25 protein-coding genes are annotated in these 25,316 nt (G+C 66.2%); 18 read left to right on the top strand and 7 right to left on the bottom strand.

The features are described from left to right. Nucleotides 1-106: 106 nt before the first annotated feature. Complete coding sequence (locus AB4Z42_RS16035) at nucleotides 107-1,450, top strand: M20/M25/M40 family metallo-hydrolase (RefSeq protein ID WP_442010185.1); 1,344 nt, start codon at nucleotides 107-109, stop codon at nucleotides 1,448-1,450. Nucleotides 1,451-1,478: 28 nt separating this feature from the next. Further along, complete coding sequence (locus AB4Z42_RS16040) at nucleotides 1,479-2,015, top strand: YbhB/YbcL family Raf kinase inhibitor-like protein (RefSeq protein ID WP_442010186.1); 537 nt, start codon at nucleotides 1,479-1,481, stop codon at nucleotides 2,013-2,015. On the opposite strand, the gene AB4Z42_RS16045 is transcribed toward AB4Z42_RS16040, so the two are convergent. The 3 genes from AB4Z42_RS16045 to AB4Z42_RS16055 are packed head-to-tail and all read right to left on the bottom strand — an operon-like array spanning nucleotide 2,012 to nucleotide 4,384. Then, nucleotides 2,012-3,076, bottom strand: coding sequence for a quinone-dependent dihydroorotate dehydrogenase (locus tag AB4Z42_RS16045; RefSeq protein WP_442010187.1), 1,065 nt, complete (start codon nucleotides 3,074-3,076; stop codon nucleotides 2,012-2,014). The two genes, AB4Z42_RS16040 and AB4Z42_RS16045, sit on opposite strands and share 4 nt — an antisense overlap. 7 nt (nucleotides 3,077-3,083) lie before the next feature. Continuing rightward, a complete protein-coding gene (locus AB4Z42_RS16050) occupies nucleotides 3,084-3,344 on the bottom strand; it encodes a DUF5703 family protein (protein WP_442010500.1) in 261 nt (86 codons plus the stop codon). 5 nt (nucleotides 3,345-3,349) lie between these two features. Further along, a complete protein-coding gene (locus AB4Z42_RS16055; protein WP_442010188.1) occupies nucleotides 3,350-4,384 on the bottom strand; it encodes a YncE family protein in 1,035 nt (344 codons plus the stop codon). Between the two features lie 129 nt (nucleotides 4,385-4,513). Between AB4Z42_RS16055 and AB4Z42_RS16060 the strand changes: the two genes are divergently transcribed. Genes AB4Z42_RS16060 through AB4Z42_RS16100 form a run of 9 tightly spaced genes read left to right on the top strand, consistent with a single transcriptional unit; the run spans nucleotide 4,514 to nucleotide 12,355 of the window. Then, nucleotides 4,514-4,825, top strand: coding sequence for a hypothetical protein (locus AB4Z42_RS16060; protein ID WP_442010189.1), 312 nt, complete (start codon nucleotides 4,514-4,516; stop codon nucleotides 4,823-4,825). Between the two features lie 40 nt (nucleotides 4,826-4,865). Continuing rightward, nucleotides 4,866-5,696, top strand: a complete 831-nt coding sequence (locus AB4Z42_RS16065; RefSeq protein WP_442010501.1) for an undecaprenyl-diphosphate phosphatase — start codon at nucleotides 4,866-4,868, stop codon at nucleotides 5,694-5,696. Next, a complete protein-coding gene (locus AB4Z42_RS16070; protein WP_442010190.1) occupies nucleotides 5,693-6,409 on the top strand; it encodes a histidine phosphatase family protein in 717 nt (238 codons plus the stop codon). The genes AB4Z42_RS16065 and AB4Z42_RS16070 overlap by 4 nt, the downstream gene beginning before the upstream one ends. Before the next feature lie 57 nt (nucleotides 6,410-6,466). Next, nucleotides 6,467-7,057 (top strand): DUF3090 domain-containing protein, encoded by a 591-nt coding sequence (locus AB4Z42_RS16075; RefSeq protein WP_442010191.1) that lies wholly within the window; start codon nucleotides 6,467-6,469, stop codon nucleotides 7,055-7,057. Next, nucleotides 7,038-7,889, top strand: coding sequence for an SCO1664 family protein (locus AB4Z42_RS16080; RefSeq protein WP_442010192.1), 852 nt, complete (start codon nucleotides 7,038-7,040; stop codon nucleotides 7,887-7,889). Before AB4Z42_RS16075 ends, AB4Z42_RS16080 begins: the two co-directional genes overlap by 20 nt. Nucleotides 7,890-7,906: 17 nt before the next feature. Next, complete coding sequence (locus AB4Z42_RS16085) at nucleotides 7,907-8,707, top strand: 3'(2'),5'-bisphosphate nucleotidase CysQ (protein ID WP_442010193.1); 801 nt, start codon at nucleotides 7,907-7,909, stop codon at nucleotides 8,705-8,707. 57 nt (nucleotides 8,708-8,764) lie between these two features. Then, nucleotides 8,765-10,003, top strand: coding sequence for a cysteine--1-D-myo-inosityl 2-amino-2-deoxy-alpha-D-glucopyranoside ligase (gene mshC / locus AB4Z42_RS16090; protein ID WP_442010194.1), 1,239 nt, complete (start codon nucleotides 8,765-8,767; stop codon nucleotides 10,001-10,003). Nucleotides 10,004-10,043: 40 nt separating this feature from the next. Next, entirely contained in the window at nucleotides 10,044-10,922 is an 879-nt protein-coding gene (locus AB4Z42_RS16095; protein WP_442010195.1) for an SDR family oxidoreductase, read from the top strand. After that, the gene (locus AB4Z42_RS16100) at nucleotides 10,922-12,355 is read left to right on the top strand and encodes a DUF1254 domain-containing protein (RefSeq protein ID WP_442010196.1); all 1,434 of its coding nucleotides are present in this window, start codon (nucleotides 10,922-10,924) and stop codon (nucleotides 12,353-12,355) included. Before AB4Z42_RS16095 ends, AB4Z42_RS16100 begins: the two co-directional genes overlap by 1 nt. A 52-nt stretch (nucleotides 12,356-12,407) precedes the next feature. Here the strand turns inward: AB4Z42_RS16100 and AB4Z42_RS16105 are convergent, their stop codons facing one another. Continuing rightward, a complete protein-coding gene (locus AB4Z42_RS16105) occupies nucleotides 12,408-13,271 on the bottom strand; it encodes a PAC2 family protein (RefSeq protein WP_442010502.1) in 864 nt (287 codons plus the stop codon). Nucleotides 13,272-13,498: 227 nt separating this feature from the next. Here AB4Z42_RS16105 and metH point away from each other — a divergent pair, with 227 nt between their 5' ends. Further along, nucleotides 13,499-17,269: a methionine synthase gene (gene metH / locus AB4Z42_RS16110; protein WP_442010197.1), complete on the top strand. Its 3,771-nt coding sequence runs from the start codon at nucleotides 13,499-13,501 to the stop codon at nucleotides 17,267-17,269. 40 nt (nucleotides 17,270-17,309) lie between these two features. On the opposite strand, the gene AB4Z42_RS16115 is transcribed toward metH, so the two are convergent. Next, nucleotides 17,310-18,113: an NAD(P)H-binding protein gene (locus AB4Z42_RS16115; protein WP_442010198.1), complete on the bottom strand. Its 804-nt coding sequence runs from the start codon at nucleotides 18,111-18,113 to the stop codon at nucleotides 17,310-17,312. Between the two features lie 38 nt (nucleotides 18,114-18,151). Between AB4Z42_RS16115 and AB4Z42_RS16120 the strand changes: the two genes are divergently transcribed. The 6 genes from AB4Z42_RS16120 to AB4Z42_RS16145 all read left to right on the top strand — a co-directional run bounded on the left by AB4Z42_RS16120 (nucleotide 18,152) and on the right by AB4Z42_RS16145 (nucleotide 23,514). Continuing rightward, complete coding sequence (locus AB4Z42_RS16120; RefSeq protein ID WP_442010199.1) at nucleotides 18,152-18,835, top strand: HAD family hydrolase; 684 nt, start codon at nucleotides 18,152-18,154, stop codon at nucleotides 18,833-18,835. 81 nt (nucleotides 18,836-18,916) lie between these two features. Further along, nucleotides 18,917-20,392: a sugar porter family MFS transporter gene (locus AB4Z42_RS16125; RefSeq protein WP_442010200.1), complete on the top strand. Its 1,476-nt coding sequence runs from the start codon at nucleotides 18,917-18,919 to the stop codon at nucleotides 20,390-20,392. A gap of 45 nt (nucleotides 20,393-20,437) precedes the next feature. Further along, nucleotides 20,438-20,719: a phosphoribosyl-ATP diphosphatase gene (locus tag AB4Z42_RS16130; RefSeq protein ID WP_442010201.1), complete on the top strand. Its 282-nt coding sequence runs from the start codon at nucleotides 20,438-20,440 to the stop codon at nucleotides 20,717-20,719. Then, entirely contained in the window at nucleotides 20,716-21,582 is an 867-nt protein-coding gene (gene hisG / locus AB4Z42_RS16135) for an ATP phosphoribosyltransferase (RefSeq protein WP_442010202.1), read from the top strand. The genes AB4Z42_RS16130 and hisG overlap by 4 nt, the downstream gene beginning before the upstream one ends. Nucleotides 21,583-21,650: 68 nt before the next feature. Continuing rightward, a complete protein-coding gene (locus AB4Z42_RS16140; RefSeq protein WP_442010203.1) occupies nucleotides 21,651-22,133 on the top strand; it encodes a DUF4126 family protein in 483 nt (160 codons plus the stop codon). 10 nt (nucleotides 22,134-22,143) lie between these two features. Then, the gene (locus AB4Z42_RS16145) at nucleotides 22,144-23,514 is read left to right on the top strand and encodes an FAD-containing oxidoreductase (protein WP_442010204.1); all 1,371 of its coding nucleotides are present in this window, start codon (nucleotides 22,144-22,146) and stop codon (nucleotides 23,512-23,514) included. Between the two features lie 69 nt (nucleotides 23,515-23,583). Here AB4Z42_RS16145 and AB4Z42_RS16150 read toward each other — a convergent pair whose 3' ends face one another. Together AB4Z42_RS16150 and AB4Z42_RS16155 are read right to left on the bottom strand one after the other, a co-directional pair. After that, nucleotides 23,584-24,378 carry a thioesterase family protein gene (locus AB4Z42_RS16150; protein ID WP_442010205.1) on the bottom strand — a complete coding sequence of 265 codons (795 nt, stop codon included), beginning with the start codon at nucleotides 24,376-24,378 and terminating at the stop codon, nucleotides 23,584-23,586. After that, nucleotides 24,375-25,265 (bottom strand): RecB family exonuclease, encoded by an 891-nt coding sequence (locus tag AB4Z42_RS16155; protein ID WP_442010206.1) that lies wholly within the window; start codon nucleotides 25,263-25,265, stop codon nucleotides 24,375-24,377. Before AB4Z42_RS16155 ends, AB4Z42_RS16150 begins: the two co-directional genes overlap by 4 nt. Nucleotides 25,266-25,316 lie beyond the last annotated feature (51 nt).

Genomic DNA, 25,316 nt, shown 5'->3' on the forward strand with positions numbered 1-25,316 from the left:
AGTTCGAAGGCAGCTTAGGTTATCGGATCACCCAGGCCGGACCCAAACCAAGTGAGGCGCCACCCTGGGGCGGGGCGAAGCCCCCGGGGGAGACCGAGTGGTACGAATGGTGACTGTGACAGCTCCCTGGAAAGCCGAAGACGAGGTGGTTGATCTCGTCAGCGCGCTCATCCGCTTCGACACGTCGAACACCGGCGAGCCCGAAACCACCAAAGGCGAGGCCGAATGCGCCCGCTGGGTGGCTGAACAGCTGCAGGAGGTCGGCTACACCACCGAGTACATCGAAGCCGGGGCCCCGGGGCGGGCCAACGTGTTCGCGCGGCTGGAAGGGGCCGACCGCGAGCGCGGCGCCCTGATGCTGCACGGCCACCTCGACGTGGTGCCCGCCGAGGCCGCCGACTGGAGCGTCCATCCGTTCTCCGGCGCGGTCGAGGACGGCTACGTCTGGGGTCGCGGCGCGGTGGACATGAAAGACATGGTCGGGATGATGATCGCGGTCGCCCGGCACTTCAAACGCTCCGGAATCGTCCCGCCACGCGACCTCGTCTTCGCATTCGTCTCCGACGAGGAGGCGGGCGGCAACTACGGCTGCAAGTGGCTGGTCGACAACCGGCCCGACCTGTTCGACGGCGTCACCGAGGCCATCGGCGAGGTCGGCGGCTTCTCGCTGACGATCCCGCGCCGCGACGGCGGCGAGCGCACGCTGTACCTGATCGAGACCGCCGAGAAGGCGATGATGTGGATGCGGCTGACGGCGCGAGGGCGCGCGGGCCACGGTTCGATGATTCACGACAACAACGCCGTCACCGCGGTCGCCGAGGCGACGGCCAAACTCGGTCGCCACCAGTTCCCGGTAATCCTGACCGACGCGGTCGAGCAGTTCCTGACCGCCGTCGCCGAGGAGACCGGATACACGTTCGACGTGGACTCGCCCGATCTCGAGGGAGCCATCGCCAAGCTCGGCCCGATAGCGCGCATCGTCGGCGCAACGCTGCGTGACACGGCCAACCCGACGATGCTGAAGGCGGGGTACAAGGCCAACGTCATTCCCGCGACGGCGGAGTCCGTCGTCGACTGCCGCGTGCTGCCGGGTCGGATGGAGGCCTTCGAGCGCGAGGTCGACGAAATCATCGGCCCCGGCATCACCCGCGAGTGGATCACCAACCTGCCGTCCTACGAGACCGGCTTCGACGGCGAGCTGCTGGACGCGATGAACGCGGCGATCCTGTCCGCAGACCCCGACGGCCGCACGGTGCCGTACATGCTGTCGGGCGGTACCGACGCAAAACACTTCGCCCGGTTGGGGATTCGGTGCTTCGGGTTCGCGCCGCTGAAACTGCCGCCGGACCTCGACTTCGCCGCCCTGTTCCACGGCGTCGACGAACGGGTACCCGTTGATGCGCTGACGTTCGGCACCCGGGTTCTCGAACACTTCCTGATTCACTGCTGAACACCGCTGACCATACGAAAGGGCAACCATGGCTTTTGACTACAACCCCTACGACTTCCTGCCGGAGCTGCCGACCTTCACGCTGACGTCGGAGTCCTTCACCGACGGCGAGGCGTGGGGCAACGACCAGGTCAGCGGAATCATGGGCGCGGGCGGCTCCGATGTGTCGCCTCAGCTGTCGTGGTCGGGCTTCCCCGAGGAGACCCGCAGCTTCGCGGTCACCGTGTACGACCCGGACGCGCCGACCGGCTCGGGGTTCTGGCACTGGGCGGTCGCCAACCTGCCCGCCACCGTCACCGATCTGCCCGCCGGGGTCGGCGATGGCAGCAGCAGCGGATTTCCCGGTGACGCACTTACTTTGGCCAACGACGCGGGCCTGAAGCGGTTCATCGGCGCCGCGCCGCCTGCCGGCCACGGCGCACACCGCTACATCGTCGCGGTGCACGCCGTCGGTGTGGAGAAGCTGGACCTGCCGGCCGATGCCACACCGGCCTATCTGGGCTTCAACCTGTTCTCGAACGCGATCGCCCGCGCGCTCATCACGGGGACCTACGAGCAGAACTAGTCGCGGACGGCCGAGCCCACGGCGTCGGCCAGCGAGGTGAACCCGCCGTCGTGGAGTCGGCGGGCCAGGCCGTCGTGGATGCGTTTGGCCCACAGTCCGCCGCCGTAGATGAATCCCGTGTAGCCCTGCAGCAGTGAGGCGCCCGAGGTGATGCGGTCCCACGCGTCGTCGGCGGTTTCGATGCCTCCGACGCTGATCAGCACCAAGCGGTCGCCGACGCGGCGGTACAGCCGGCGCAACACCTCCGCGGACCGCTGCGCCACCGGGGGACCGGAGATACCGCCCGTACCCAGCTCGTCGACGCCAGCCGTGGCCAGTCCCTGCCGGGACACCGTCGTGTTGGTGGCGACGATGCCTGCCAGTCCCAATTCGACTGCCAGATCGGCGATCTCGTCGATCTCGCCATCCGACAGGTCCGGTGCGATCTTCACCAGCACGGGTGTGGTCGTCTCGGCGCGGACCGCAGCCAGGATGGGGCGCAGCGAATCGACCGCCTGCAGGCCACGCAGGCCGGGGGTGTTCGGCGAGCTGACGTTCACCACCACGAACGCCGCCAGCGGTCCGAGCAGACGCGCACTTTCGGCGTAGTCCTCGACCGCCGATTCGGCCGGGGTGGTCTTGGTCTTGCCGATGTTGACGCCGATCGGCACGTCGGGGATGTGGCGCGCGAGTCGGGTGGCCAGCTCGCCTGCCCCGTGGTTGTTGAACCCCATCCGGTTGAGCAGCGCCCGATCGTTGGGCAGGCGGAACATCCTGGGCTGCGGGTTGCCCGGCTGCGCCACCGCGGTCACCGTGCCGACCTCGGCGTATCCGAATCCCAGCGCACCCCAGGTCCGCAGCCCCCGGCCGTCCTTGTCGAACCCGGCGGCCAAGCCCAGTGGTGCATCGAAATCGACCCCGAAGACCGTGCAGGCCAGCACCGGATCGCGAGGTGCCAGCCACCGTGCCAGCGGGCGACGGGTGACCGCGGCGGCGGTGACCGCCCGTAAAAGTGCGAAGACCCAGGTGTGAATGCGTTCGGGGGCAAACAGGAACAGCACCCGCTGCAGCGCGCGGTACATCACGAGATCACAGCGCGGGCTGCTCCGGGACGGCCGACCCGCGGACCGCGGACTTCTTGCGGCGCAGCAGCACCCGCCGTGAACCGTCGGTGTACAGCCGCACACGGGTGAGCTCCCAGCCGCGGTACTCGGCTTCGATGGACAACCGGGTCGAGGCGTTGATCCGAGTGAGATCGGGCGGCAGCCGCAACGGAATCCACTCGTAGTCGTCGGACTGATCAGCCGCAATCACGTCGGCCCAGCCCTCCGGCATCCGGCCGCGCTGCATCGCCGTCACGAGCCCACCGCCGCGCCGGGGATCACCTGGACACCCGCTCCCGAGCCCGACACCACGTACAGGGTGCCGGACGATTCGTCGTAGACCAGGGAGTTCGGCTGTTGCACGGTTCGATAGCGCACCTTCTCGACGGGGATGCCGGTTGACAAATCGTAGCCAACAACCGAGTTCGAGGCAGTCTGCGACACCCAGGCCAGCGTTGACGACCCAGCCAGTCCGTACGGAGCGTCGGCCACCGGATACTTCTGGCGAAGGATCAGCGGATCTGTGCCGAACACCAGCAACTGGCCGCCGCGGGTATCGGCGACCAAGACCCGGCCTGCCGCATCGGCCGCCATCGTCGTCGCCCCCTCGCCGGCGCGCAGGGCATGTTCGTCCTCGGTACCGTCCTCGGACAGTGCCGTAACCGATGTCTGCCCCCGGTCCAGCACGACAACGGTATTGCCTTGAGCGACAAGGGCATCCACCCGCGCGAAGATCTTCAGCTGCGCGCCGACGGCGGTGTCGGAACTCAGCGTGAAGACGGTACCGTCGGCGCTGCCCAGCACCAGCTTGCCGTCCGCGCGGCGGGCGATGGCGGTGAAGTCGGTCTCGTTCTGCCCGTCGACGCCGATGTGCGTCGCGTTGCCCTTGGCGAGATCGACCAGGAAGTAGCCGCCACGAGTCGCCACGTACACCCGGCCCTCGCCGTCCCCGGTCATCGCGGTGGCGGTCCCCGGCAATGGCACCGACCGGCTGTCGCCCGCCCCGCGCATGGCGGTGATCAGCGATTGCTCGCCGCCTTGGGGGCTGAGTACGGCAAGCGACGCGGTGCCGGTGTCGAACACCGCGGCCTGCGCCTGCCCGGCAAGCGGGCGCACCGCGCCGGCGGGCGAGCCGGCCTGCGGCGGTGAGACGGCGGCCTCGGCGGGCACGATCGTCGGCGGTGGCGTTTCGGCGGGCTTCGATGAACACCCCGACAGCCCGACAATTGCCAGCGTGCAGGCCAAAAATAGAATTGCCTGAATAAAGGGGTTTATTCGAGTTGGCAAGGGGTAACTCTCACGGGTGCGAATTGGATGTCTCCTGACCAGCAAGTGTAGGCAGAGCGAATATCGCGGGTTACGCGCCGCTGGTGGCGCCGTCTGCGCCACCGCCATGAGCAGAGTTATGGTCTTCTGATGACCCTTGCCGCAGAACGGGATTTGGGCAGCCGAGAGTTTGCTCTCGAGGACATTTCTACAGGTGTACACGCTAGCGGGTTTGGCCAGGTTGGCGACGGCCGCAGCTTTTCCTTCCATGTCGAGCGGCAGGTTCTGCTCGTCGAGGTCTACCGCCCACGGCTGAGCGGGCCGGTGCCGCAGCAAGAAGACATCGTCGCGGTCACCAACCGAAAGCTGATCGACATCGATCTCTCCGACGAGAGAAGCCTGGCAGCGGCCGTGCGTGACGCGGTGGCCGCCGCGCAGCCGGTGACGCGGGCCGGCCGCTGACCCAACCGGTACGGTCGTCGTCGTGACGGACGTGGCTGCAATGTCGTGGGTCCAGGTCATCGTTCTCGCGATATTGCAGGGGCTGACCGAGTTCCTGCCCGTGTCGTCATCAGGACACCTGGCGATCGCATCGCGGGTGTTCTTCGCCCAGGACGCCGGCGCCTCATTCACCGCCGTCACCCAGCTGGGTACCGAAGTGGCCGTGCTCGTCTACTTCGCGCGCGACATCGCCCGGATCGTCAAAGCGTGGTTCAACGGCCTTTTCGTGACCGCGCACCGCACCGCGGACTACTGGCTGGGCTGGTGGGTCATCATCGGCACAATCCCGATCGGGGTGCTCGGCCTGTTGTTCAAGGACGAAATCCGAACGGGCGCACGCAATCTCTGGTTGATCGCGAGTGCGTTGATCGTGTTCTCCGCAGTGATCGCCGCGGCGGAGTACTACGGCCGCCAGACACGTCGAGTCGAACAGCTCACGTGGAAGGACAGCGTCATCGTCGGATTCGCGCAGTGCCTCGCACTCGTGCCGGGTGTGTCGCGCTCCGGTGCGACGATCAGCGCCGGCCTGTTCCTCGGAATGGACCGCGAGCTCGCCGCGCGGTTCGGCTTCCTGCTGGCCATCCCGGCGGTGTTCGCATCGGGGCTGTTCTCACTGCCCGACGCCTTCCATCCGGTGGGTGAGGGGATGAGTGCCAGCGGTCCACAGTTGTTGGTGGCGACCCTGATCGCGTTCGTCGTCGGATTCGCGGCAGTCTCCTGGTTCCTGCGATTCCTGGTGCGGCACAGCATGTACTGGTTCGTCGGTTATCGCGTCGTGCTCGGAACCGTCGTGCTGGTCCTGCTCGGCACGGGCGTGGTGGCGGGCGTATGACGGTCATCCTGTTGCGGCACGGGCGGTCGACGTCGAACACCGCCCATACGCTGGCCGGCCGCAGCGAGGGCGTCGACCTCGACGACAAGGGGCAGGAGCAGGCGCAAGGACTGGTCGCGCGGGTCGGAACGCTGCCCATCCGTGCGATCGTGCGCTCGCCTCTGCTGCGCTGCGAGCGCACGGTGGCGCCGCTGGCGGCCGCACTGGGTCTGGACCCCGTCGTCGATGAACGCATCTCCGAGGTCGACTACGGCGCATGGACAGGCCGCAAGATCGGCGACCTCGTCAAGGAGCCGCTGTGGGCGGTCGTGCAGCAGCATCCCAGCGCGGCGGTCTTTCCCGATGGAGAGGGGCTCGCGGCGGTGCAGGTGCGCGCGGTGGGTGCGATACGTGATCATGACCGCCGGCTGGCCGAACAGTACGACGGTGACGTGCTGTGGCTCGCGTGTACGCACGGCGATGTCATCAAGGCCGTCGTGGCCGACGCACTTGGCACGCATCTCGACAGCTTTCAGCGCATCACCGCTGATCCCGCGTCGATGAGTGTGATCCGTTACACGGCGGTGCGCCCGTTCGTCATCCACGTCAACCACACCGGTGACCAATTGACCTCCGGACTACTGGCAAAACCGCCGAAGGACGCATCGAAGGATGGCTCCAAAGAAGACGACGTGCCAGCCGACGACGCGGTCGTGGGCGGCTCGACCGGTTAGTCGACGCGTACCCGGGATTGCGGCTCACGCGGCCGCTACCGGTATTTTGGAGATGCCATGCCTCGCGCAATTCATGTCTTCCGAACACCCGACCGCTTCGTGGCCGGGACTGTCGGGCAACCCGGCAACCGAACGTTCTACCTGCAGGCCGTGCACGACAAGCGTGTGGTGTCCGTGATCTTGGAGAAGCAGCAGGTTGCCGTGCTCGCCGAGCGGATCGCCGCGCTGTTGCTCGAGATCAACCGGCGATTCGGCACTCCGGTGCCACCCGAGACCGGCGACGTGGACGACCTGAGCCCCCTGATCACCCCCGTCGACGCCGAATTCCGCGTCGGGACGATGGGTCTTGGCTGGGACTCCGAGGCGCAGACCGTCGTCGTCGAACTGCTCGCGGTGTCCGAGACCGAGTTCGACGCGTCCGTGGTGCTCGACGACGCCGAGGACGGCCCCGACGCGGTGCGGGTATTCCTGACGCCCGAATCGGCGCGCCAGTTCGCGACGCGCTCCACCCGGGTCATCTCGGCGGGCCGACCACCGTGCCCGCTGTGCGACGAACCACTCGATCCCGAGGGCCACATCTGCGTGCGGACAAACGGCTACCTGCGCGGCGCCATCGCCGGTTCCGACGATGACGCCGACGACGCGTAGCGGCGGAGACGACGCCGCTCGGGACTCCGATGAGGTGCTGCGGCGCGGTGAACTGACCGTCATCGGACGTATCCGCTCGGCGAGCAACGCCACCTTCCTGTGTGAAGCGCATCTTGATGAGCGGCAAGCACATTGCGTCTACAAGCCGATCAAGGGAGAGGCCCCGCTGTGGGACTTTCCCGACGGCACGCTGGCGGGTCGTGAGCTCGGCGCGTTTTTGGTGTCGGACGCGTTGGAGTGGAACATCGTGCCGTACACGATCATTCGCGACGGGCCAGCCGGACGGGGCATGGTGCAGCTGTGGGTGGACCAACCCGGCGAAAGTCTCGGCGAGGTCGGCGACGAGCCCGACGCAGCACCGGATCTGGTCGACCTGCTACCCGCCGGTGACATCCCGCCCGGCTTTCTGCCGATCCTGCAGGCCTACGACTACGCAGGCAACGAGGTCACCCTCGTGCACGCCGACGACGTCCGGTTGCGCCGGATGGCCGTGTTCGACGTGTTGATCAACAACGCCGACCGCAAGGGCGGCCACATCCTGTCCGGTGTCGACGGGCAGGTGTACGGCGTCGATCACGGCGTGAGCCTGCACGTCGAGGACAAGTTGAGGACCGTCCTGTGGGGTTGGGCGGGCAAGCCCGTGGACGAGGCGACCCTGGATGCGGTCGCAGGTCTGGCGCAACGACTGCGCAACGGGTTGGCCGATTCGCTCCGCGAGCACATCACCAAGCGCGAGATCGCCGCTTTGCGGGCGAGAACGGATGCATTGCTTGATGATCCGGTGATGCCGACACCGGACCGGCGACGCCCGATCCCGTGGCCTGCGTTCTAGTCGGTGATACTGACCGGATGACTCTCACCGATGCGGCGCTGGCCGCCGACGTGGCGCGCGAGGCCGGTGAGATGTTGGTGGCGGTGCGTGAGGAGATCGGTTTCTACGATCCCTACGACCTTGGCGACACCGGTGACAGGCGCGCCAACACCCTGATCCTGAACCGGCTGCGCGCCGAGCGCCCCGACGACGCCGTGCTCTCCGAGGAGGCGGCTGACGACATTTCCCGTGTTCAGGCCGATCGCGTCTGGATCGTTGATCCCGTCGACGGCACCCACGAATTCTCGATGCCCGGCCACACGGACTGGGCAGTCCACATCGCGCTCTGGCAGCGCTACGGAGCCGCAGGGGCGACGACATTCCACACGCGCGGGCCCAACGGCGGCATCACCGACGCGGCCGTGGCACTGCCTGCCCAGAACGAGGTGTGGCGCACCGACACGGTGACGCCCCCGCCGCCGCGGACCGAGGGACCGATCCTCATCACGGCCAGCGCCAACCGGCCGCCGCCGGTGCTGTGGTGGTTACGCGACCGGCTAGATATCCGGCTCGTACGGATCGGATCGGCCGGCGCCAAGGCGATGGCCGTGGTCCGTGGCGACGTCGACGCCTACGTCCACGCGGGCGGCCAGTGGGAGTGGGATTCGGCGGCGCCTGCCGGTGTGGTGGCGGCGGCCGGTATGCACGCGTCTCGGCTGGACGGTTCGCCGTTGGTCTACAACCGACCCGATCCTTACCTACCCGACCTCCTGATGTGCCGGGCAGAGCTGGCCGATGTGCTGCTCGAGGGGATCCTGTCGGCATACAAACAACGCTGAGCGGGAATGAATCGGCCGCTCGCGGTGTCCCATCCCCTGATGCCTAAAGTCGACGCTATGAAATCGTGGCCGGCGCCGACCGTCCCGGCCATTGATGGCCGCGGTCCGCAGCTGCGCCTGTATGACAGTGCCGACCGGCAAGTCCGTCCCGTGACCACCGCGGACCTCGCCACCATGTACGTATGCGGTATCACCCCGTATGACGCCACTCACCTGGGCCACGCCGCCACCTATCTGACGTTCGACCTCGTCTACCGGGTATGGCTGGATTCGGGCCATCAGGTGCATTACGTGCAGAACATCACCGACGTCGACGACCCGCTGTTCGAGCGGGCCGAGCGCGACGGCATCGACTGGCGCGAGCTGGGCGACAGGGAAACCGAGCTCTTCCGCGAGGACATGGCGGCCCTGCGGGTGCTGCCCCCGCACGACTACGTAGCGGCCACCGAGGCGATCGCCGAGGTCATCGAAGTCGTCGAGAAGCTGCTGGCCGCGGGCACCGCTTACGTCGCCGATGACGACGAATATCCCGACGTCTACTTCCGCGCCGACGCCACGCCCCAGTTCGGCTACGAATCGGGATACGACCGAGACACCATGATGCGGCTGTTCGCCGAGCGCGGCGGCGACCCGGACCGCCAGGGTAAGAGTGACCCGCTGGACGCGTTGTTGTGGCGCGCCGAGCGCCCCGGCGAGCCCAGCTGGCCGTCGCCGTTCGGGGCAGGCAGGCCCGGCTGGCACGTCGAATGCGCAGCGATCGCGCTGAGCCGTATCGGAACCGGCTTGGACATCCAGGGCGGTGGTTCCGATCTGATCTTCCCGCATCACGAGTTCTCTGCCGCGCATGCCGAATCTGTCACGGGGGAGCGGCGATTCGCCCGCCACTACGTTCATGCAGGCATGATCGGCTGGGACGGGCACAAGATGAGCAAGAGCCGGGGCAACCTGGTGCTGGTGTCCCGTTTGCGCGCCGATGGCGTCGACCCCGCGGCGATCCGGCTCGGACTGTTCGCGGGCCACTATCGTGCCGATCGGTCGTGGAGCAACGCCGTTCTCGACGAGGCCGACGACCGGTTGCAGCGCTGGCGCAACGCCGTCGCGCTGCCCGCGGGACCCGATGCCGGCGATGTCGTCGCCCGGGTGCGCCGCTACCTGGCCGATGACCTTGACACCCCGAAAGCGCTTGCCGCACTTGATGGGTGGACGACGGACGCGCTCACCTACGGCGGCCACGACCCGCAGGCGCCGCAGGTGGTGGCGGCCGCCGTCGATGCGCTGCTGGGTATCAAGCTGTAGACCTGCCCTGCGGCCGCAACGGGTGGAGTACGTTTCGCCCATGGGTTCTGTGAACGGAAAAGTCATCCTCATCACCGGCGCGGCCAACGGCATCGGGGCAGAAGTGGCCCGGCGCCTCCATGAGAAGGGCGCCAAGCTGGTGCTCACCGATCTGGACGAGATCGAGCTGAAGAACTTCGCCACCCGACTCGGTGAGGACAGGGTGCTGACCGCGGTCGCGGACGTACGCGATCTCGCCGCCATGCAGAAGGCCACCGATGCAGGTATCGCGCGGTTCGGTGGCATCGACGTCGTGATGGCCAACGCCGGTATCGCCACCCACGGATCGCTGATGGCCGTGGATCCTGCGGCCTTCAAGACGCTGATCGACGTCAACGTCGTGGGCGTGTTCCACACCGTGCGCGCCGCGTTGCCCTCGGTCATCGAGCGCCGCGGATATGTGTTGATCGTGTCGTCGGCCGCCGCATACGCGCCCGCGGCGGGCATGGTGCCATACGACACGTCGAAGGCGGGCGTGGAGCACTTCGCCAATGCCCTCCGCCTCGAGCTCGCCCATCGCGGTGTCGACGTCGGCTCCGCACACATGCTCTGGATCGACACGCCGTTGGTGCGGGAGAGCAAGGACGAATCCGCGGCCTTCCAGGAAATGCTGCGCAAGCTGCCGGGGCCCCTCGGCAAGACCACGTCGGTCGAGAAATGTGGTGAAGCGTTCGTCAAGGGCATCGAAGGCCGTAAGCGCCAGATCAACTGCCCGGGGTTCGTCGGGCTGCTGCGCTGGTTGAAACCACTGCTGTCGTCGCGGCTTGGCGAGTCGACCACGCTCAAGCACGTTCCGGAACTGTTGCCGAAGATGGACGCCGAAGTGGCCGCACACGGCCGCTCGATGAGCGCACGCACCGAAGCGCTGGAAAAGAACTGATGCGCCGGATCGCCGTTCTGGCCGCCGTCCTCGCGCTGCTGGCGGCTTGCAGTACGAACAAAGCCGACGACAGCGCCACGTCGGCGCCACCACCGGAAAGTCCCAGCGCCGTGTCCCTGGAACAGACCCGTGCCATCGCAAAAGAGGCCTATGTCTACGGCTTCCCGATCGTCGACAACTACCGCGTCATGTACTCGTACTTCGTCAATAAGGACGACCCCGAATACAAGGGCGCCTGGAACGAAATCCACAGCAGTGCACAGGTTTACACGCCAGCAGACAAGGCGATCCAGACTCCGAACTCCGATACTCCCTACTCTGCCCTCGGCGCGGACCTGCGCACCGAACCGCTGGTTCTGACCGTTCCGCCGATCGAACAGGACCGTTACTATTCGCTGCAGTTCATTGATCTCTACACGTACAACATGGCCTACGCGGGGAGTCGGACGACTGGTAACGGTGGCGGGAAATACCTTCTGGCGGGGCCGAATTGGCAGGGCGACAAACCCGAGGGTATCGACGAGGTCATCAGATCCGACACCGACCTTGCGATGGTGCTGTATCGGACCCAGTTGCTCGGTCCGTCCGACATCGACCAGGTCAAGAAGATCCAGGCCGGCTACCAGGTGACACCGCTGTCGGCGTTCCTCAACCAACCGCCACCGAAGCCTGCCCCGCCGATCGACTTCGTCCCGCCGCTGACCCGCGATCAGCAGAAAACCTCGCCTCAGTTCTTCGAGATCCTCGACTTCGCACTGCGGTTCGCGCCGACGCCACCGGGCGAAGAGGAAATGCGGGCCCGGTTCGCCACGATCGGCATCGGTCCCGACGGCGGATTCGACGCCGACAAGTTGACGCCCGAGGTGCGATCGGCGATCGAGGGCGGCATGGCCGATGCCTGGGCCGAACTGGACACGCTCAAGAGGGAGAAGATGGACACCGGTGAGGTGGGCTCGGCCCAACTCTTCGGCACGGCATCCGATCTCAAAGGCAACTATCTGTACCGCATGGCGGGTGCTGCGTTCGGCATCTACGGCAACACCGCCGCCGAAGCGCTGTATCCGGGAATCTTCCACGACACCACCGGTGCGCCGTTGGACGGTGCGAACAACTACATCGTCAAGTTCCCCTCCGGCCAGTTACCGCCCGTCAATGCGTTCTGGTCGTTGACCATGTACGAGATGCCGCAGAGCCTGCTGGTCGAGAACCCGATGAAGCGCTACCTGATCAACTCACCGATGCTGCCCAGCATCGTTCCCGATCCCGACGGCGGCTACACGATCTACGTCCAGAACGCGTCTCCGGGCATCGACAAGGAATCCAACTGGCTGCCTGCGCCCAAGGGTCCGTTCCAGATGGTGTTGCGGCTGTATTGGCCGAAGCCCGATGCCCTCAACGGAACCTGGAAGCCGCCAACGGCAGTGCGGGTCTAGCGCCCGCTGTGCTGGTCCTTCGGGCTAGCGCCCGCCGTGCTGGTTCTTCGGACTAGCGCCCGAAGCCCGGACCGCGGCGGCGCAGATAGCGCTCGAACTCGGCGGCCAGCGCATCGCCGTCGATCTTGCCGACCGCCTCGTGCATGTCGACTTCCGCGTCGCCGCGTTCCTCCAGCGACTGCACGTATTCGGCGATGTCGTCGTCCTCGGCGGTCATCTCGGTCACCGCAGACTCCCACTCCTCGGCTTGCGTGGGCAGGTCGGCGAGCGGCACCTCGATGTCGAGGACATCCTCGACGCGGCGCAACAGCGCAACCGTGGCCTTGGGGTTCGGCGGCTGCGACACATAGTGGGGAACCGCCGCCCAGAACGTCACGGCCGGGATACCCGCCTGCACGCACGCGTCCTGGAACACCCCGGCGATGCCGGTCGGTCCTTCGTAACGCGTCTCCTCCAGCCCGAACACCTTGGCCGATTCGGGGGAGTACGCCGCGCCGGACACCGGCACCGGACGGGTGTGCGGGGTGTCTGCCAGCAGCGCCCCGAGGATCACGACCGTCTGCACGTTGAGCTTGTCGGCGATCGCCAACAACTCGGCACAGAACGTTCGCCACCGCATATTGGGCTCAACGCCGTGCATCAACACGATGTCGCGATCCGCCCCGGGCGGACGGCAGTGCGAGATGCGCATCGAGGGCCACACCAGCTCCCGCGTCACACCGTCGATCTGTCGGATCACCGGCCTGTTGACCTGGTAGTCGTAGTACGCCTCGTCGTCGATCTCGACGATCGGGTCGGCTTCCCAGATAGCGTCCAGGTGCTCCAGCGCGTCGCTGGCCGCATCACCTGCGTCGTTCCATCCTTCGAAGGCGGCGACGATGATGGCGTCGTGCAGATCGGGAAGGTCTGTCACCAGGCCAGCGTAAGCCTTGTCAGGCACCGCGGAGCGTCATCGCGTGGCGGGTCGCCATAACGTCGGATTTAAGTGGACCGACGACGCGACGAGATGGACGTCGATGACGCTGATCGGGTGACGACGGTAGACTTCTCTGGTCGAGAGGCGTTGCAACGGTTCTCCGGATTCTCCGGTATCCGCCACGCTCGGCAGAGTTAAGGACGCCTTCCGCTACGGAAGGAGTGCACGTGGACGCGCCCGAGCCGAACATCGCCGAGCCGAACACCCTGGAGCCGAACCTCCGCCCCGACTGCACCGATGAACTGACTGCAGCTCTGCGCCAACGCATCATGGTGATCGACGGCGCGATGGGCACGGCGATCCAGCGGGACCGGCCGGACGAGGACGGCTACCGCGGCGACCGGTTCAGGGAGTGGCCGACAGCTCTTCAGGGCAACAACGACCTGCTGACGCTGACACAGCCCCAGATCATCGAGGGCATCCACCGCGAGTACCTCGAGGCGGGTGCCGACATCCTGGAGACCAACACGTTCAACGCGAACGCGGTCTCACTGTCGGACTACGACATGCACGAGTTGGCCTACGAACTCAACTACGCCGGCGCCGCGCTGGCCCGCAAAGCCGCCGACGAGTTCAGCACCCCGGCCAAGCCCCGCTACGTCGCAGGCGCCCTCGGGCCGACCACGCGTACGGCATCGATCTCGCCGGATGTCAACGACCCCGGAGCCCGCAACGTCTCCTACGACCAGCTCGTCGCCGCATATCTCGATGCCGCCAACGGCCTGGTCGATGGTGGTGCGGACCTCCTGATCGTTGAGACGATCTTCGACTCGCTGAACTCGAAGGCTGCGGTGTTCGCGATCGAGACGTTGTTCGAGGAGCGCGGACGCCGCTGGCCGGTGATCATCTCGGGCACCATCACCGACGCGTCCGGGCGGACGTTGTCCGGTCAGGTCACCGAGGCCTTCTGGAACGCGATCCGGCACGCGAAGCCGATCGCGGTGGGCCTCAACTGCGCCCTCGGTGCGCCGGAGATGAGGCCCTACATCGCCGAGGTGGCGCGCATCGCGGACACCTTCGTCTCCTGCTACCCGAACGCCGGCCTGCCCAACGCCTTCGGCGAGTACGACGAGTCCCCGGAGGCTCAGGCCGGCTACATCAAAGAGTTCGCCGAGGCCGGCCTGGTCAACCTGGTCGGTGGCTGCTGCGGAACGGCGCCGCCGCACATCGCCGAGATCGCCAAGGTCGTCGACGGCAAGGCACCACGCGAGCTGCCGGAGATTCCGGTGGCCACCCGGCTCTCGGGCCTGGAGCCGCTCAACATCAACGACGACTCCCTGTTCGTGAACATCGGTGAGCGCACCAACATCACCGGCTCCGCCCGGTTCCGCAACCTGATCAAGGCCGAGGACTACGACACGGCGCTGTCGGTCGCTTTGCAGCAGGTAGAGGTCGGTGCACAGGTCATCGACATCAACATGGACGAGGGCATGATCGACGGCGTCGCCGCGATGGACCGGTTCACCAAGCTGATCGCGGCCGAGCCGGACATCAGCCGCGTCCCGGTGATGATCGACTCCTCAAAGTGGGAGGTCATCGAGGCGGGCCTGAAGAACGTGCAGGGCAAGCCGATCGTCAACTCGATCTCCATGAAGGAGGGCGAGGAGAAGTTCGTCCGCGAGGCTCGGCTCTGCCGCAAGTATGGCGCCGCCGTCGTCGTGATGGCCTTCGATGAGCAGGGTCAGGCCGACAACCTGGAGCGCCGCAAAGAGATCTGCGCGCGTGCCTACAGGATCTTGACCGAAGAGGTCGGCTTCCCGGCTGAGGACATCATTTTCGACCCGAACTGCTTCGCGCTGGCGACCGGCATCGAGGAGCATGCGACATACGGGATCGACTTCATCGACGCATGCGCCTGGATCAAGGAGAACCTGCCCGGGGTGCACATCTCCGGCGGTATCTCGAACGTGTCGTTCTCATTCCGGGGGAACAACCCGGTCCGCGAGGCGATCCACGCGGTGTTCCTTTTCCACGCCATCAAGGCCGGCCTGGACATGGGGATCGTCAACGCCGGCGCGCTGGTGCCCTACGACTCGATCGACCCCGAGCTGCGGGACCGGATCGAGGACGTCGTCCTGAACCGTCGCGAGGACGCGGCCGAACGGCTGCTGGAGATCGCCGAACGGTTCAACTCCTCGGAGAAGGCCGACGACCCCGTGGCAGCCGAGTGGCGATCTCTCCCGGTCCGCGAGCGGATCACGCACGCTCTGGTCAAGGGCATCGACGCCGACGTCGAGACCGACACCGAGGAATTACGGGCGGAGATCGAGGGCGCGGGTGGTCGCCCGATCGAAGTGATCGAGGGCCCGCTGATGGACGGCATGAACGTCGTCGGTGACCTCTTCGGCGCGGGCAAGATGTTCCTGCCCCAGGTCGTGAAATCGGCACGGGTGATGAAGAAGGCCGTGGCGTACCTGCTGCCGTTCATCGAGGCGGAGAAGGCGGAACCCTTGCCGGGGGAGGCTGCGAAGAAGGACACCAATGGCACGATCATCATGGCGACCGTCAAGGGCGACGTCCACGACATCGGCAAGAACATCGTCGGGGTCGTCCTGCAGTGCAACAACTTCGAAGTGATCGACCTCGGCGTGATGGTGCCCGCCCAGAAAATTCTCGACGCGGCCAAGGAGCACAACGCCGACATCATCGGGCTGTCCGGTCTGATCACCCCGTCCCTGGACGAGATGGTCAACTTCGCCGTCGAGATGGAGCGACAGGGGCTGGAGATCCCGCTGCTGATCGGCGGCGCGACCACCTCGCGCGCCCACACGGCCGTGAAGGTGTCGCCGCGTCGGAGCGGCCCGGTGGTCTGGGTCAAGGACGCGTCCCGGTCGGTGCCGGTCGCTGCTGCGCTCCTCGACGACAAACAGCGGCCTGCTCTGCTGGAGGCCACCGAAACCGACTACGCGGCCCTTCGCGAACGGCACGCCCAGAAGACCGAGCGGCCGATGCTGACACTGGGGAAGGCCCGCGCGAACCGGACACCGATCGAGTGGGTCGGGTACACGCCACCGGAGCCCGCCCAGGGTCTCGGCGTTCGGGAGTTTCTTGACTACGACATCGCCGAGCTGCGCGAATACATCGACTGGCAGCCGTTCTTCAATGCCTGGGAGATGAAGGGCAGGTTCCCCGACATCCTCAACAACCCGGTCTCGGGCGAGACCGCCCGCAAGCTGTACGACGACGCCCAGGAGATGCTCGACACCCTGATCAAGGAGAAGTGGCTGACCGCCAACGGGGTGATCGGCTTCTTCCCGGCGAACGCGGTGGGCGACGACTTCGAGGTGTACACCGACGACACCCGTAGCGAGGTGTTGACCACGTTGCACAACCTGCGTCAGCAGGGCGAGCACCGGGACGGCATTCCCAATCGGTCACTCGGCGACTTCATCGCCCCCAAAGACACGGGTCTCCGGGACTACGTGGGCGCCTTCGCCGTCACCACGGGTCTCGGCAGCGCAGACAAGATCGACGAGTACAAGGCGGCCAACGACGACTACAGCGCGATCCTGTTGGAGTCGCTCGCCGACCGGCTGGCGGAGGCGTTCGCCGAACGGATGCACCAGCGGGTCCGCAAGGAGTTCTGGGGATTCCAGCCCGACGAGCAGCTGGACAACGAGGCGCTCATCGGTGAGAAGTACGTCGGGATCCGTCCTGCCCCCGGCTATCCGGCATGCCCGGAGCACACCGAGAAGGCGACGCTCTGGGATTTGATGGACGTCAAGGAACGCACCGGGATCGAGCTGACCGAGTCGATGGCGATGTGGCCCGGTGCTGCCGTCAGCGGCTGGTACTTCTCGCATCCACAGTCTCAGTACTTCGTGGTCGGCCGGATAGCCCAGGACCAGGTCGCCGACTACGCGAAGCGCAAGGGCTGGACGTTGAAGGAAGCAGAGCGCTGGCTCGCACCCAACCTCGGTTACAACCCCGAGGACTAGCCGAAAGACGTTGCGTCCAAACGGTTCCGATCCTTTGTGGTCAGCGGAACAGCGTGGCGTTCTGTCGCGCCCAGTCGGCCACCGACTGTGCGGGCACGCCCGTCAGATCGGCAACCAGCTGATTGGCCTGTTGTGGCGCATCGACGGCAAGCGCGACCGTATCGAGGTACCAGCCGGCTTCGGCGCCGATCGCCGGTTGCAGCGCCTCGATCGCCTCATCCCGGCTGCACGGCTCGAACGCGACTTCGGTCCCGATGCCCACCCCGATCTGTTCGGCGATCTGCGCGCGGGTCAACGACTGCGGGCCGGTGATCTCATACATCCGGCCGTGATGGGATTGCTCGGGGCTGATCAGTAGCGCCGCCGCCACCCTCGCAATGTCATCCATCGATATCGGCGCCTCGACCGCATTCGGATACGGGTCGCGAACGGTCCCAGTGGTCTTGATCGCATCGGCCCACAGCGCAAGGTTCTCCAGGAATTCGCCAGGCCCGAGTTGCGTGTTGGCGAGGCCGGAGGCGGAGATGGCGTCGGCGTGCGCCTGCCAGTACCCGACCCCGGACAGCGCGACGACGTAGTCGATGTTCGCCTGCTTGGCCAGCTCGAGCGTGGCGTCGAGCGTGCGTGGCAGCGGCGCCAGATACATCCGGTCGACGCCATCGAACGCGGCGGGAAGCGACTCGGGTGCACCGAGATAGCCGGTGAACGTCGCGACACCGTCGGGCAGATCGGCTTTGGCAGGGTTCATAGTCAGGGCACGGATGTCGTTGGCGCCCAAGTTGATCAAATGATCAACCACGAGTCGGCCGATGTTGCCTGTTGCGCCGGTCACAAGAATCGTCACGATTTCACCGTACTGGGTACGCATGACAGAATTGGGACATGCGTGCGGTGCTGTTCGACATGGATGGCACGCTTGTCGACTCCGAAAAGCTGTGGGACATCTCGTTGGCCGCGCTGTACGAGCACCACGGTGGACAATTGACCCCCCAGGTTCGCGTCTCGATGGTGGGCGGGTCGGCCGAGGACACCATCCGCACCGTCTACACCGATCTGGGTCTGGACCCCGACCCGGCGGCGATGGCGGCCTCCGATCGTTGGCTGCACGAGTACACCGCCGAGTTGTTCGACGGCGGCCTGCCGTGGTGCCCCGGCGCGCGAGAGTTGTTGGAAGCACTTGCCGCCGAAGGGACTCCGATGGTGCTGGTCACCAATACCCAGCGAGCGCTGACCGAGCGCGCCTTGAACAGCATTGGTGAGCACTACTTTTCGGCATCGGTCTGCGGGGACGAAGTGCCGCGGGGCAAACCGGCACCCGATGTATACCTGCGGGCTGCCGAGTTGCTCGGGCTGGAGCCGTCGGCATGCCTGGCGATCGAGGATTCGATCACCGGCACCGCGGCGGCCGAGAGCGCGGGATGCCCGGTACTGGTGGTGCCCAACGACGTCGAGGTGCCCACGGGCCGCCGGCGGGCGCATCTGAGTTCGCTGGAGGGAATGGGCGTCGCCGATCTGCGCCAGGTTTACGACAACCTCAGCCGCAATGCCGGAGAACGCTCGGCGTAAGTCGCCCGCTGCACGCTTGTCAGTGGTAAGACGGGGGTACTCAAGTGACCCGGATCACGCAACGCTGCGAAAGGGACGCCCATGGCAGGCTCCAATGCCCCCGTCGGAGACGAAGGCTCGCTACCGATAGCCGATGATGACTTCTCTTCGGGCGGCACTGCCGTCCGAATCGCTTCGGTCGCAGCGCTCGGTGGGTTGCTGTTCGGCTACGACAGCGCGGTGATCAACGGGGCCGTCGACTCGATCCAAGAGGATTTCGGCATCGGCAACGCCGAACTCGGATTCGCCGTCGCTTCGGCGCTTTTGGGTGCGGCAGCCGGGGCGATGACGGCAGGGTGGATCGCGGACAAGATTGGCCGCATCTCGGTCATGAAGATCGCGGCGGTGCTCTTCCTCATCAGCGCGATCGGAACGGGTTTTGCGCACGACGTGTGGACAGTGGTGCTGTTCCGCATCGTCGGCGGAATCGGTGTCGGCGTGGCCTCGGTCATCGCGCCCGCCTACATCGCCGAGACATCGCCGCCGCGCATTCGCGGCCGACTGGGGTCCCTGCAGCAGCTGGCGATCGTGTTGGGCATTTTCGCGTCGTTCGCCATCAACTATTTGCTGCAATGGCTGGCCGGTGGGCCCAACGAAGTTCTGTGGTTCGGACTCGACGCCTGGCGGTGGATGTTCCTTGCAATGGCGCTGCCCGCCATCCTCTACGGGGTCCTGGCCTTCACCATCCCCGAATCACCGCGATATCTGGTTGCCAGCCACAAGATTCCGGAGGCCCGGCGAGTCCTCAACATGCTGCTCGGAGAGAAGAACCTCGAGATCACCATCGACCGGATCAAGGAGTCCCTGGAACGCGAGGACAAGCCGTCACTGCGCGATCTGAAGAAGCCGACCGGCGGTATCTACGGCATCGTGTGGGTCGGCCTCGGACTATCGATCTTCCAGCAGTTCGTGGGCATCAACGTGATCTTCTATTACTCCAACGTGCTGTGGCAGGCAGTCGGATACAGCGCCGACGTTGCGGCCATCAACACCGTGATCACCTCGGTGATCAACGTGCTCACCACGCTGATTGCCATCGCGTTGATCGACAAGATCGGGCGCAAGCCTCTGCTGCTCATCGGATCGTCGGGCATGGCGGTCACCCTGATCACCATGTCGGTGATCTTCGCCAATTCCACGCTGAACCCGGATGGGACGCCGCATCTGGACGACATACCCGGCTGGATAGCGCTGATCGCCGCCAATCTGTTCGTCGTTTCGTTCGGCATGTCGTGGGGGCCGGTGGTCTGGGTGCTACTCGGCGAGATGTTCCCCAACCGCATCCGCGCCGCCGCGCTGGGGCTCGCCGCTGCGGGCCAGTGGGCGGCCAACTGGCTGATCACCGTCACGTTCCCCGGGCTGCGTGACCACCTGGGCATCGCCTACGGCTTCTATGGGCTTTGCGCGGTGCTGTCCGGCCTGTTCGTCTGGCGGTGGGTGATGGAGACCAAGGGCGTGTCGCTGGAGGATATGCACGGCCAGATCCTGCACCAAGAGTCGCCCAAGGCCGCCACCTGAGCGCGGCGACAGCGGCGAAACTGCCGTGACTTTGCTCGCGGCGGCGTGACACAATCGCGTCCCGTGAAGACCTTCGACGCGTTGTTCGCTGAGCTCAGCGAGAAAGCGCGCACCCGCCCGCCGGGCAGCGGCACGGTCGCGGCGCTCGACGGTGGCGTGCACGGGCTCGGCAAGAAAATTCTCGAAGAGGCCGGCGAGGTGTGGCTGGCCGCCGAGCACGAAGGCGACGAGGAGCTGGCCGACGAGATCAGTCAGCTGCTGTACTGGACCCAGGTGCTGATGATCTCCCGCGGCCTGTCCCTCGATGACGTCTACTCCAAGCTATGAACACGCTGCGCGTTGCCGTGCCCAACAAGGGGACCCTGTCGGATTCGGCCGCCGAGATCCTGTCGGAGGCCGGATACCGGCGCCGCACCGACCCCAAGGACCTGACGGTCATCGACCCGGCCAACAACGTCGAGTTCTTCTTCCTGCGGCCAAAGGACATTGCGATCTACGTCGGGTCGGGACAGCTGGACTTCGGCATCACGGGCCGCGATCTGGCCTGGGAATCCGACGCGCCGGTGCGGGAGCGACTCGCCTTGGGCTTCGGGTCGTCGACATTCCGCTACGCGGCGCCCGCCGATGCGCAGTGGCGCGTCGAAGACCTCGCAGGCAAGAGAATTGCGACGGCCTTTCCCAATCTGGTGCGAAAAGATCTGGCCGCGCGGGGGATTGAGGCGACGGTCATCCGGCTCGACGGCGCCGTCGAGATCTCCGTCCAGCTCGGTGTCGCCGATGCCATCGCCGACGTGGTCGGCTCGGGCCGCACCCTGGGACTGCACGACCTGGCGGCATTCGGTGAACCCCTGTGTGATTCGGAGGCGGTGCTAATCGAGCGCGAGGACATTGGTGATGAGACGGCCGAGAACGCGGCCGCCCGTGACCAACTGGCCGCGCGCGTACAGGGTGTGGTGTTCGGGCAGCAGTATCTGATGCTCGACTACGACTGCCCGCGCACCGTGCTCGAGGAGGCCACCGCGGTCACCCCGGGACTGGAATCGCCCACCATCGCTCCACTCGCCGATCCGGCGTGGGTGGCCGTGAGAGCGCTGGTGCCGCGCCGCGACGTCAACGCGATCATGGACAAGATTGCGGCCATCGGCGCCAAGGCGATCCTGGCGTCCGACATCCGGTTCTGCCGCTTCTAGTTCGACAAGTCACCGCGCTGTACGCGTGTTAGCGTCCGGGTGTCGTTTTCACCGGTACGGAGGTTGGCATGACGCAGGTCCTCGTTATCGTGCTCGCTCTGCTGATCGGCGTGATCGCCGGATTGCGGGCGCTGACCGCCCCGGCGGTTGTCGCTTGGGGGGCTTTCCTCGGCTGGATCGACGTCGACGGCAAATGGTCGGAGTGGGTGGCCCATCCGATCACCGTCACCGTCCTCACGATCTTCCTGCTGGTGGAACTCGTCACCGATCAACTTCCGAAGACGCCGAGCCGCAAGACTGCGCCGCAATTCGCCGCCCGGCTCATCATGGGTGCGTTCGCGGGTGCGGTGATCGGCAGTGCGTTCTTCCATACCTTCAGTGCGACCGGTGCAGGCATTGTCGGTGCAGTGCTCGGCACGCTAGGCGGGGCCGCGGTCAGGCAGAAGCTCTATGACGCCAACAACGGTAAGGACCGGCCAGGCGCATTCATCGAAGACGTGGTGGCAGTGGGCGGCGGTTTCCTGATCGCCTTCCTGGTCAGCCTGGTCTGACCCGCGGTCTATGGCAGAGAAATTCGACGCGATCATCGTCGGCGCCGGCCAGGCCGGTCCGCCGCTGGCGGGCAGGCTCACCGAGGCCGGTCAGACGGTAGCGGTGATCGAGCGAAAGCTCGTCGGCGGCACCTGCGTCAACTCCGGCTGCATTCCGACCAAGACACTGGTCGCCAGTGCGCACACCGCCCACGTTGCGCGTCGGGGGGCCGAATACGGCATCGGCACAGGCGATATCAGTGTCGAGATGGCCGCTGTGAAGGCACGCAAGGACAAGATCGTGCGCGGCGACCGCGAGGGCGTCGAGTCCTGGCTCAACGGCATGAAGGGCGCCACGTTCATCCGCGGCCATGCCCGTTTCGAAGGCCCGCACACCATCAGGGTGGATGATCGGGTTCTCGAGGCAGACAAGATCTTCCTCAATGTCGGCGGTCGCGCGGTGGCGCCCGATATGCCCGGCCTCGCCGACATCGACTACATGACGAATGTGGGCATCCTCGAACTCGACACGGTGCCAGAGCATCTGGTTGTCATCGGCGGCAGCTACATCGCCCTGGAGTTCGCGCAGATGTACCGCCGCTTCGGTGCCCACGTGACGGTGATCGAAAAGGGCCCGCGACTGACCTCCCGCGAGGACGAGGACGTCTCAGCGACCATCAAGGAGATCTTGGAGGCCGAGGGCATCGATGTGGTCGTCGACGCCGACGATATTCGTTTTGCCAAGCGCGGCAGTGGTTTCGAAGTGACCCCGTGTGAAGGGGCGCAGCCGATTGCCGGGACCCATCTGCTGATGGCCGTGGGGCGTCAGCCCAACACCGATGACCTCGGGCTCGAGGCGGCAGGGGTCGAGACCGATCGCCGCGGCTACATCGTCGTCGACGACCAGCTGCGTACGAATGTCGAGCACATCTGGGCGATGGGGGACTGCAACGGACGTGGCGCGTTCACCCACACCTCGTACAACGACTTCGAGATCGTCGCGGCGAACCTGCTCGATGACGATCCACGTCGGGTCAGCGACCGGATCCCCACGTACGCCCTCTACATCGACCCGCCGCTGGGCCGCGCCGGTATGACGGTCGACGAGGTTCGTAAGTCGGGACGAAAAGCGTTGGTGGGTAAGCGGCCCATGACGCGCGTCGGACGCGCTGTCGAGAAGGGCGAGACACAGGGTTTCATGAAGGTTGTCGTCGATGCCGAGACCGAGCTGATTCTCGGCGCCGCGATCTTCGGGGTCGGCGGCGATGAGGTCATCCACTCGATCCTCGACATCATGACGGCTGAGAGGCCCTACACCTCGATCTCGCGCACGATGCACATCCATCCCACCGTCAGTGAACTGGTGCCGACGATGCTCCAGGAATTGAAACCGCTGGAGTAGCGGCGCGTCCGACATTGAGCTGCCGCGTGACGTGCGCGACGCGCCACCCGAGATGGCGACACGTGACTATCAGCGGCGCATCACCAGCAGGGTCTGCGCAGAGGTTCCGACGAATCCGTGGCGGTCGAAGAGCTCCGCGGTGGTCACGCCGATCCCATCGGGTCCGATCGAACCGCGGGCGCGCAGCGCGAAGTCTTCACCGACCGGCAGCCGGTGTAGGTGCACGGCGGTATCGGTGTTCATGAACATGAACTCCTCGGGATCCAGCGCCGCACCCGCGCCGTTGGCCGAATCGACCACCATCGCCAGTCGCTGCAGATCCGTCGTCGGCTCCGAATCCACCAGCGGTACAAGGGGACTGAGCCACACCACGTTTCCGCTTTCGCCACCCTCGGGCTGGCGTCGCCAGCTCACCGTTTCGAGGTAGCCCTTCGCGCCGACCCAGCTGTGCGGCACTGCGATTGCCTCACCCTCGACCAGCGGGGGATAGCGGTCGGTGGCCGCATCGGTGGTGTCACTGGTGGCCAACAGCCAGGCCGTGACCCGCGCGACGGCACGGTCGGTACCGTCGCTCCTCGTCGCCAGCATCTCCGCCATCATCAGCGAGATCCGCTTACCCGGCCGTTCTACCCAGGCCCGCACTTTCACGGTCGTGACCGGAATGGCCCCGAGGATGTCGAGCGTCACGCGCCCGATACGCAGCCCCGACCCGGGGGCCATCTCCTCGATCAACTTGATCATCAGCGCCAGAGGCGGTGAGCCGTGCTGGATTTCGGGATCCCAGTTGCTGCGGGTCCCGTCGGTGGATTCGAACACGAGCAAGTCACCGTCGGCGCCGACTCGCCGGTAGTAGCAGTCGATCATGCAGCGGGCTCCGAAGCGCGCAACACCACGTCGCCCTCGGCGGCGGAGCCCTCGTCGGGAATCTCAGGCCAGCCCGGGTAGGGCGGCGGGGTGCCACCGAACACCGGGCAGCGGGAATGGTGTGCGCACCAGTCGCACATACGCGATGGGCTGGGGCGGAAATCGCCTGTGACCCCGGCGGATTGGATCGCATGCCAGATCGCCATCAACGTCCTCTCGAAGCGCAGCAGCTCGTCGAGATCGGGGGAGTAGTCCAGCATCTGCCCGTCGGCCAGATAGATCAGTCGAAGCCGCGCAGGCAGCACGCCCCGGGACCGCAACAGTGCGACGGCATAGAACTTCATCTGGAACATGGCCTTGAATTCGGCGAGCGCCCGGGCCTCGGGAGGAGCCTTGCCGGTCTTGTAGTCGACGATCCGCAGCTCGCCGGTGGGCGCGACATCGATGCGGTCGACGAAGCCGCGGAGCAACGTGCCGTCCTCGAGCTCGACTTCGACGCGCTGCTCGCAGCTCTGCGGCTCGAACCGGGTCGGGTCTTCCAGTCGGTAGTAGCCGGAAAGCAGTGTGCGAGCTTCATCGAGGAGTTCGGCCCGCAGTCCGGGTTCGAACTCGTCGGCAAGTTCGGGTGCGGCGGCCACCAGTTGCTGCCACGCGGGGTCGACGAGCGTCATCGCGGTGGCGGGACCGCGATCGGCTGCGGGCAGCGCGTAGAGCTGTTCGAGCGCCGCGTGCACGACTGAACCGCGCACCTGCGCTGTCGACGACGGTTCGGGCAGCCGGTCGATGGCGCGGAACCGGTAGAGCAACGGACACTGCTTGAAGTCCGCGGCCCGCGACGGCGACAGCGCCGGACGCCGAATGGCGGTCGGCTCCGGCGCATCTGTCATGAGTCCAGCGTATGGCGACAGTCTGACAACCCCGCGCACCCGTCACGGCGC

It is taken from the genome of Mycobacterium sp. 2YAF39 (genome assembly GCF_052114565.1).
Taxonomy (GTDB): domain Bacteria; phylum Actinomycetota; class Actinomycetes; order Mycobacteriales; family Mycobacteriaceae; genus Mycobacterium.

Coding starts and splice junctions, on each gene's coding strand:
- AB4Z42_RS16150 (WP_442010205.1), bottom strand. CDS start 24,378: ATGATCGACTGCTACTACCGGCGAGTCGGCGCCGACGGTGACTTGCTC.
- AB4Z42_RS16045 (WP_442010187.1), bottom strand. CDS start 3,076: ATGTACCGCGCGCTGCAGCGGGTGCTGTTCCTGTTTGCCCCCGAACGC.
- AB4Z42_RS16085 (WP_442010193.1), top strand. CDS start 7,907: ATGACTCTCACCGATGCGGCGCTGGCCGCCGACGTGGCGCGCGAGGCC.
- AB4Z42_RS16050 (WP_442010500.1), bottom strand. CDS start 3,344: ATGCAGCGCGGCCGGATGCCGGAGGGCTGGGCCGACGTGATTGCGGCT.
- AB4Z42_RS16145 (WP_442010204.1), top strand. CDS start 22,144: ATGGCAGAGAAATTCGACGCGATCATCGTCGGCGCCGGCCAGGCCGGT.
- AB4Z42_RS16140 (WP_442010203.1), top strand. CDS start 21,651: ATGACGCAGGTCCTCGTTATCGTGCTCGCTCTGCTGATCGGCGTGATC.
- mshC (WP_442010194.1), top strand. CDS start 8,765: ATGAAATCGTGGCCGGCGCCGACCGTCCCGGCCATTGATGGCCGCGGT.
- AB4Z42_RS16095 (WP_442010195.1), top strand. CDS start 10,044: ATGGGTTCTGTGAACGGAAAAGTCATCCTCATCACCGGCGCGGCCAAC.
- AB4Z42_RS16075 (WP_442010191.1), top strand. CDS start 6,467: ATGCCTCGCGCAATTCATGTCTTCCGAACACCCGACCGCTTCGTGGCC.
- AB4Z42_RS16125 (WP_442010200.1), top strand. CDS start 18,917: ATGGCAGGCTCCAATGCCCCCGTCGGAGACGAAGGCTCGCTACCGATA.
- AB4Z42_RS16100 (WP_442010196.1), top strand. CDS start 10,922: ATGCGCCGGATCGCCGTTCTGGCCGCCGTCCTCGCGCTGCTGGCGGCT.
- AB4Z42_RS16155 (WP_442010206.1), bottom strand. CDS start 25,265: ATGACAGATGCGCCGGAGCCGACCGCCATTCGGCGTCCGGCGCTGTCG.
- AB4Z42_RS16060 (WP_442010189.1), top strand. CDS start 4,514: ATGACCCTTGCCGCAGAACGGGATTTGGGCAGCCGAGAGTTTGCTCTC.
- AB4Z42_RS16035 (WP_442010185.1), top strand. CDS start 107: ATGGTGACTGTGACAGCTCCCTGGAAAGCCGAAGACGAGGTGGTTGAT.
- AB4Z42_RS16120 (WP_442010199.1), top strand. CDS start 18,152: ATGCGTGCGGTGCTGTTCGACATGGATGGCACGCTTGTCGACTCCGAA.
- AB4Z42_RS16080 (WP_442010192.1), top strand. CDS start 7,038: ATGACGCCGACGACGCGTAGCGGCGGAGACGACGCCGCTCGGGACTCC.
- AB4Z42_RS16040 (WP_442010186.1), top strand. CDS start 1,479: ATGGCTTTTGACTACAACCCCTACGACTTCCTGCCGGAGCTGCCGACC.
- hisG (WP_442010202.1), top strand. CDS start 20,716: ATGAACACGCTGCGCGTTGCCGTGCCCAACAAGGGGACCCTGTCGGAT.
- AB4Z42_RS16065 (WP_442010501.1), top strand. CDS start 4,866: ATGTCGTGGGTCCAGGTCATCGTTCTCGCGATATTGCAGGGGCTGACC.
- AB4Z42_RS16070 (WP_442010190.1), top strand. CDS start 5,693: ATGACGGTCATCCTGTTGCGGCACGGGCGGTCGACGTCGAACACCGCC.